Origin of the sequence: Priestia endophytica (genome assembly GCF_026790145.1) — a bacterium.
In the GTDB taxonomy this organism is placed as follows: Bacteria; Bacillota; Bacilli; order Bacillales; family Bacillaceae_H; genus Bacillus_I; species Bacillus_I endophytica_A.
The window spans coordinates 1-430 of sequence record NZ_JALAMS010000091.1 but is presented as its reverse complement, the minus strand read 5'-3'; positions in this window follow the sequence as shown (position 1 = coordinate 430).

Sequence of the window (430 nt, the reverse complement as noted above, 5' to 3'; positions counted from 1 at the left end):
ATCTTTCTTTATTTTAAAGCAGAAGAATTTTTTGCAAAACTGTACTTTAGTGCATGTTCATATGAACAAAGAGGCAATAACAAAATTGGTGATTAAATACAGGAGATTTTTTTACAATGGGAATTATACAGCAATACATAAAAAAAGACTTTTGCCCAAATGTACATGATTAGATTACCCTTATGTACGTTTTTTTTATTTCACTTTGTATTAGGATAATGAAAGTTACACTATTCATAATAGAACCTTACTCTATTATGAATGGTGTGAAGAGCTATATTCTCTAGAAGTACACAGGATATAATGATGGATTAAAAAGCCTTCTTATATCCTTGCTTTAAAGAAAATTAACAAAGGGGAGATTTTATATGTCGGTAAAAGAAATATTCTTTATTAGGTGCATTTCTTGTATTTTATTTCATCATTTCTC